Consider the following 7,219-nt stretch of genomic DNA (forward strand, 5'->3'; position numbering starts at 1 on the left):
TATGGAAAATCCATTCGTTTTTGATAGACCAAATAATATTAATATTAGTGAATTTATTCAATTCTACATAAAGGAAAATATCTATACTAGATTTCTTGAATCAACAAGAAATATTTTATTAATTGGTGTTAGAGGTAGTGGAAAAACATCTACTTTGAGGTATTATTCTTTCCCTGTTCAATTTGCTAATTCAGAAGTTGAAGATAAATATTCTGTTATAGGTATTCACATACCCAGTAAACATGCGATTTTTGGCAAAAGAGAATATCTTCTATATGAAAATCAAAATAAACAAAGTGTTGTTATTGAACATTTTCTATGTATCAATATAATTTCATGTATATGCGAAACATTTATTAGTACTCCGGGAAGTTTAGATTTAACTTCAGATATAGAAAAAAAGATTTTAAAAAATTTATCTTTTATTCTTGAATCTGATTTTCCAACTGAGAATTCTTTGTTTGAAAGCATTAAGCTTTTTGTTAACAAAGAAGCTAATTCAAGTCAAAGGAAATTAAATAATGATGATTTTGAAAGCTTTATAGATTTCTCTTTTTCATTTAATAATACAATAATTCCTTTTTTAGAGCAATTAAAAAATATTCCTAATTTAGAAAATTCACATTTTTCTTTATTCTTTGATGATATCCAAGATTTAGGAAAAATTCATCAAGAAATTATAAATTCATGGATATCATATAGAGATAATAAGTTGTTCAGTTTTAAAATTGCAACAGCAGATATAAAACCTTCATTTATTACTTCTACAGGTGGAGTAATTCTTGAAGGGCACGATTTTGTAAAGATTGATCTTACTAAAAGGTTATATAATAAAGAATCAGAATTTAGCAAGTTTGCAAGAGATGTAATAGCTAAAAGACTGATGATTGCAAAAATTGATGTTAGTGTTGAAGAATTTTTACCAGAAAGCGAAAGTTTTAGAAAAGGATTAGATGATGGTAAACTTAAAGCAAGAAAATTGGCTGCTATAAAATATCCAGATCCTAAGGGGACACAAATCAATGATTATGTAGCAAAATATGGCAGGGCAATATACTTTAGAGAGCGAAATCCAAAAGCAAATTTACCTATTTATTCTGGTTTTGAGACTTTAGTAGATATTTCAACAGGAGTAATTAGAAATCTCTTAACTCCAGCTTTTTTTATGTATGAAAAACAATTGTCAAATACTAATGGAATTTTTGTAAGGGAGATACCATCTGATGTTCAAAAAGAAATTATTTTAAATAGAAGTGAAACATTTTGGGAGAAAATAAAAGATATCGATTCAGAAATTGAAAATTGCCCAGAAGAGCTAGGAAAAAAAATCAATAATTTTTTCAATCAATTGATGATTTATTTAAAGAAGAGGTTGAAGAATGAAACAATATCTGAACCACGCGCTTTAAATTTCATTATATCTCAAATTGCAAATGAGGAAGAGCAAATCCAAATAGATGAAATCATTAATACTTCTTTGAAGAGCACCTTACTATATAAAAGGATGGTAGGTCACAAAGCAACTGGTGTTAAATTACCGTTGTATGTTCCAAATAGAATGATGCTTCCATTACATGGGCTTGATTCGCACGGTCAATATTCACATTTCCCAATTACTGGTCGTGCATTTCTAGAGGCTGCTTTACAAAATAAAGAAATTCCATTTTTTGCTGACGAAGACGAAGCAACGAACCAACTTGAACTTATATTTTAAATGATAGAAACAGTCATAACTGTCTTAGGATGGGAGGATAGATTTCCATTAGGAATGGAAATAATTTTAAGTAAGTACAAAGTTAAAAGGATAGTATTAATCTCTTTCATTGATTATTGTTCTATGGATAAAATGGAAGACAACAAAAAAAACCTTTTGGAAAATTGTGCTATGGAAAAAATTGAAGTTGTAGAGGTCAATTTAGAATATTCTAATTCTATAAATAATTGGAAGTGTCTAGATCAATTCTTTGAAAAAGAAACAGAAAATATCGAATATTTACTTAACATTACTACAATTCCTCGAGAAACTATTTGGGCATTACTGTTTTTCCTTAGACAGAAAAATAGTCATATTAACTATATCTATTTCAAACCAGAAACTTATTGTGATGGTTGGCTCACTAAAAATTATAAAAATCCAAGGTTATTATTCAAGCACTCAGGTGTGTTTGAATTGGATAAGAAATTAGCTCTATTTATTATTACTGGATTTGATGATAGCCGTCTGGATTCACTTATAGAATATTATGAACCTAGTAAAATTGTTGTTTTTAGCCAAAGGGGGAATCAATTCCATAATATGGATAGAAATAAATACATTAAAAAAAGTAATTCATTTGAATCCGAAATAGTTGAATTTGATAGTTATGATGTAGAAGAAGCAACAAAAATTTTGAATGATACGATTATAAAATACGGAGATTCAAATATTATTATATCATCTCAAGGTCCTAAATTATCTTCACTCAGTACGTATAAAAACCATCTTTTACATGATAGTATAGCTTTTGCATATGTACCTGCTCAAGATTTTAATCTTGAATACTCCAAAGGCATAAACCCTGATTATATTGATGGAAAATTGGAGATTTGAACTTCATGAATTATACTTATTCCACTTAATAGTTCTTATTTATATGATATACAATGGAATTAATAACCCCGTAAGGCTAATCTGAAGGTAAAGGAGAAGTAAATTGAGCTTTAAAAATTAAATTTATAATCTTTTGTTTTACAATTTTTTTATAAATACGTTAGTCAGGCCCTTATGACAAGATACCATGACATATCAATCGTAACCAATAACGCGTACAGACTTGCCGAATTAATTAATGGCGGATGCTATACCAACATTTTATATTACGAATTTCACGAAGTAGTTGACCCGACTGGTATTTACAATTGCTTAGAGGGGTTAGAAGCATTTTCAGAACGTTCAATATCCTTTTATAAAATTTTCTTTTCTAGCGGCTATATTGACGTACAGCCAGCAAATATTCATATTGCAGTTAAATTAGAAGACGAGTGGTTTATTGCTCACGACTGCGGCTCCAATTATTATCTCGGTTACGGACCGACAGGCATATTAAAACTTAGAGAAGCTTGTGCAAATAAAAATATTGCCAGTTTTGCTAGTGAGGACAAATTTGAAGAATGGCTAAAACTAAAATTTGGAAGTCCGAAGAAACTGACCATATCAGACAAAAAAAGTATAGACCAACTTCAATTTGAGAAACTAATTAAAGCCACTCAGTTTTTGACAAATGATATGCAAAGAAGGCCTTTGCAATATCAAGGATTAAACGAAGAAAATATTCGTGATCTTATGCTGACACCTATAAACGTAACCTTTAAAGGTCGAGGAAATGCGGAAGCAAAAAATTGTAATGGAAAAACAGACATACTTGTTAAAACGAAGGACGGCTTAAACGAACATATTTTTGAGTTGAAAGTTTGGAACGGGATTGGTACTCTAAAAGAAACAATTGAACAATTGCTTGGATATTTAGGTTGGCACAATAACTTCTGCGGAATCATTATGTTCTGTTATAAAATAAACTTTACCAATATTTTGAAAACGGCAGAAGAACATTTAAGAGAATACTACAACTTTGACAAAAGTGAAAGATATATTCCAAATGAATTTCGATTTCGGCTTCAACATCCGACAGACAAATTCAAACATATTGAAACACACTTGACATTTGTAAATCTTAAAACAAATCTTAAAACAAATCTTATTAATTCGGCAAATCACAAGCATACCACTCAGGATGACATTTAATACAGTAAATATGCATTCTATACCGCATTGGTTTACCACAACCAAAACATGAGAAATATTCAATTCTGGGTTTTTCAACCTTAAGTTTAATTATTTTCCCCAACCGATTAAAAGTTTAATGAGCTATTAAATTAACACAAAGAAAATTCAAACTGAAATTTTCCATTTGAAAAATTAATTATTGATTGAGTTATCTTATTGTCCAGTTTTTTAGAACATTCTTGTAATCGAATACAAATCTCTTGTACTTCTTCATCACTTTTTAAATGTTGAGTTAAATTAACCAAACATTCTATTGTACTCATAATTGCCGTTATTTCATATGTTAATTGAGATAACTCTAACTGGAATTTTGTTTTCATTTATCTGGAATTATTTATAAATATCAGTGGATCAAATATAATAAAGATATTCTTATTGCATACTTTAAAGAAAATAATACATACTAAAAGTTTATCAATAAACTCAGTTAACACTGATACTTTTACTCCATAGTTTTCATATATGGCTTTAGGAACAAAAATCAGATACTTTAGAAATTTAAAAGGGTGGAGTCAGGATGTTATGGCTGATAAATTAGATATATCGTTACCAGCCTATTCAAAAATAGAAAGAGACATAACAGATGTTAGTTTTTCAAGATTAAATCAAATTTGTAAAGTTCTTGGAATAACCTTAATAGAATTGCTTTCCTATCCTTCAAAATCAACAGACCAAAATAATCTACTGAAAACATTAGCAGAAAAGGAAAAAGAAATAATTAAACTTCAAAAGAAAATAATTGAACTTTTAGAGAAGAAGAAATAACTTAATCTCAAAAAATTAACTTTGAATTAGGTTTCCAAGCCGCCTCATCCTTGTCCTCTACTCTACTTCAGTACTTGGAAATTGATATTCATATGCGAATTTTTCGAGTATTAAATATACAGTTACAATAGCAACAAATCCCCAATCAAAACACCTTCTCCAACCTCATAGCATTCTTTGCAGCAAGCAAATAAAACCCTCCATTTATCTTCTGGTAAAACTCAATCCCTAAACAAGCTATTACTCCGACAGTAGCGGGAATAACCGGAGAACCTGGAATAGAACTTACAATAGACATATTAGCCAAAGTGCTGCCACCCAAAGGGGTGTAATCACTATAAGAAATATTGTTTTTAGAATTTATTTCAGGATTAACCGGCCTGTACCCTTTTAAAGCAGGGTTATAAGTATAATCAGAAAGCACTGTAATTGCATTAATAATTCTAAAATGGGAAGCACTTTTTGGAGAAGTAATAAAATTATTCGTTTTAAAGACCGGAATAGTTATGGTAACCTCATTACGCCCTGCATTGGCAGAAATATCATAAGGAGCAGTAAAAACACCTCCAAAGGCAGTGTCAGAATTAAAATCAAAACCTTCAATATTATTGCCGTTGGCTAAAAACTCAAGACTTCTTTCTCCCCTAATTCCATTTCCATGTTCAATTACTTTTTTAAGTTGTCCGGTAAGCCTTGCAGAAATGTACTTGCCTCCCATATCCTTGATAATTTCACCAAGACCCAAACGAAAAGCTTTGCCGGCCATTGAGCAGCCACCAAATTCCATCATGTTTTCCCGGTTTCGTTTAAAAGCTGGAGACGTTTTAATTCTTTGCTTACTCAGTCTGGATATCTCTTTTACATAATCCACACCGTCTTTGGAATAAAAAGCTAAGTTTCCTATTTTTCCATGAAGTTTGATAATACCTTTTTGTTTTGCGCACATAACACATGAATTTAGAAGTTAAATAATTCCCGCTCTCACGGGCTGAATTAAAAACTTTTAACTAAGTTATGTAGCTATATTATCATAAAGAGAATTGTTTCTCTTTAAAACGGAAATGCTTTTCTTTTGGTTACATTATTTCATTTAAATTCTATGACAGTATCGGGTAAATGTCGGGTGCCATTCGGGTGGGACTCGGGTCGTATTCGGGTGCCATGCGGATGGCAGTCGGGGTACAGTCGGGACACAGTCGGGTTTAAGAGTATATAATAGCAATATTTTTCAATAACTATTAGCCTTGAAACTAGAGAATGACCGGAAACAGCCAGCCCACGGGAAAAGCACATTTCCAATTCACACTGCCAACCACGCAAACCAAAAATTGTAAAAGAGCTTCTCCCTTTCCTCCCCAAAGAAAATTAAATTAAAAAAATCCCCCCTCAAAAATAAAAAAATACCCAACTCGCACTAGCCATGCAAAGTATACCACTCCAAGTTATTACTCATTCATGAAAGCCTTTAGCAGAGCAGCTTGTATCCCCATTTATTACCAAAAGGCCAGCTTATAACATTGCATATTCGCAAGTGGCGGTCTAGGTGCTCTATTGCGAAGCCTTGTATTTCTATTAACTTTACTGCTCACGGTTTTTGGTTCGGTGCAATAATCGCCACCAGCGTATATGCAAAAAACGTTGCCCGCCAGCATAGGGTTTCGGACCGCTTTTTTTTAGGACAACTGTGAAGCGAGCATATCCATGTTAGGGCCGAATCGCACCAGTACCCATGACTTGACCAACATTTATCAGGCCCCAAGGAACTTTCAGACCAACCTCAAGGCTTAAATAAGACGACCTAACCCGCAAGGCAGAGGCATAACACCGCTTTTTAAACCAACGGCAAGGCTTAAATAGGACGACTTAATCCAGGCCAGGCCAGGGGCATAAAACCTTCCCTGCTTAGCTTTAACATCCCTTTAGGACAAGGGTTTTTTTTTGAACCTGCCCCAGAACCCCTGAAAAACATGGAAATTTGCATATAAGGAAATTATCGGGTAACTTTAAGAGAGAGAAATTCTTAAATAAAAAAATTCATTACGAATTTCTCTCTCTTAAAGTTAGTTGTTATTGCCCTTTGACATATTGGTTTAGGCGCGGCGGGCTGGGTAAAAATGCGGCGGTGTGCGAGGGTGCCGATAAGGGTCGGCAAGTAGGGGAGCCTAGTGCGACAAGACCCTTAGCCGGGCTTATTTTTACCCGATTTTTTGCTTACTTTTTTCTAAAAAAAGTGAGAGAAAAACACTGCCACCGGACTGGGTTTTTCGCAACAGGCCTGACCTAAACGGGCTGACCCTCGGGACGATTTAACTTTTATTGGTTCTCCCTTTTTCGGTAGCTCGTCATGAGCGCATCACTGCTAAAGCAAGATTTGGCCTGACCTAAATGGGCTGACCCTCGGGACGATTTAACTTTTATTGGTTCTCTCTTTTTCGGTAGCTCGTCAGAAGCGCATCACTGCTAAAGCAAGGCAAGGCCAGACCTTGTCAAAATGCCGGCGGGCAACATTGCATATAAGCAAGTGGCGGTCTAGGTACTCTATTGCAAAGCCTGGAATTTCTATTAACTTTGCTGCTCGCGGTTATTGGTTCGGTGCTGTAATCGCCACCTGCATATATGCAAATAACGTTA

Annotated in this window: 5 protein-coding genes; 4 read left to right on the plus strand and 1 reads right to left on the minus strand. The window is 33.2% G+C overall.

Features of this window, described 5'->3' with window-relative positions:
* Position 1 precedes the first annotated feature (1 nt).
* The 4 genes from H0V01_10720 to H0V01_10735 all read left to right on the plus strand — a co-directional run bounded on the left by H0V01_10720 (position 2) and on the right by H0V01_10735 (position 4,588).
* The gene (locus H0V01_10720) at positions 2-1,714 is read left to right on the plus strand and encodes a hypothetical protein (GenBank protein MBA2583842.1); all 1,713 of its coding nucleotides are present in this window, start codon (positions 2-4) and stop codon (positions 1,712-1,714) included.
* Positions 1,715-2,590: a hypothetical protein gene (locus tag H0V01_10725; protein MBA2583843.1), complete on the plus strand. Its 876-nt coding sequence runs from the start codon at positions 1,715-1,717 to the stop codon at positions 2,588-2,590.
* A gap of 174 nt (positions 2,591-2,764) precedes the next feature.
* On the plus strand, positions 2,765-3,781 hold the full coding sequence (locus H0V01_10730) for a hypothetical protein (protein ID MBA2583844.1): 1,017 nt from the start codon (positions 2,765-2,767) through the stop codon (positions 3,779-3,781).
* Between the two features lie 504 nt (positions 3,782-4,285).
* Positions 4,286-4,588, plus strand: a complete 303-nt coding sequence (locus H0V01_10735; GenBank protein MBA2583845.1) for a helix-turn-helix transcriptional regulator — start codon at positions 4,286-4,288, stop codon at positions 4,586-4,588.
* Positions 4,589-4,733: 145 nt separating this feature from the next.
* Here the strand turns inward: H0V01_10735 and H0V01_10740 are convergent, their stop codons facing one another.
* A complete protein-coding gene (locus H0V01_10740) occupies positions 4,734-5,534 on the minus strand; it encodes a hypothetical protein (protein MBA2583846.1) in 801 nt (266 codons plus the stop codon).
* Positions 5,535-7,219: the final 1,685 nt, after the last annotated feature.

It is taken from the genome of Bacteroidota bacterium (assembly GCA_013696965.1).
In the GTDB taxonomy this organism is placed as follows: Bacteria; Bacteroidota; Bacteroidia; order JACCXN01; family JACCXN01; genus JACCXN01.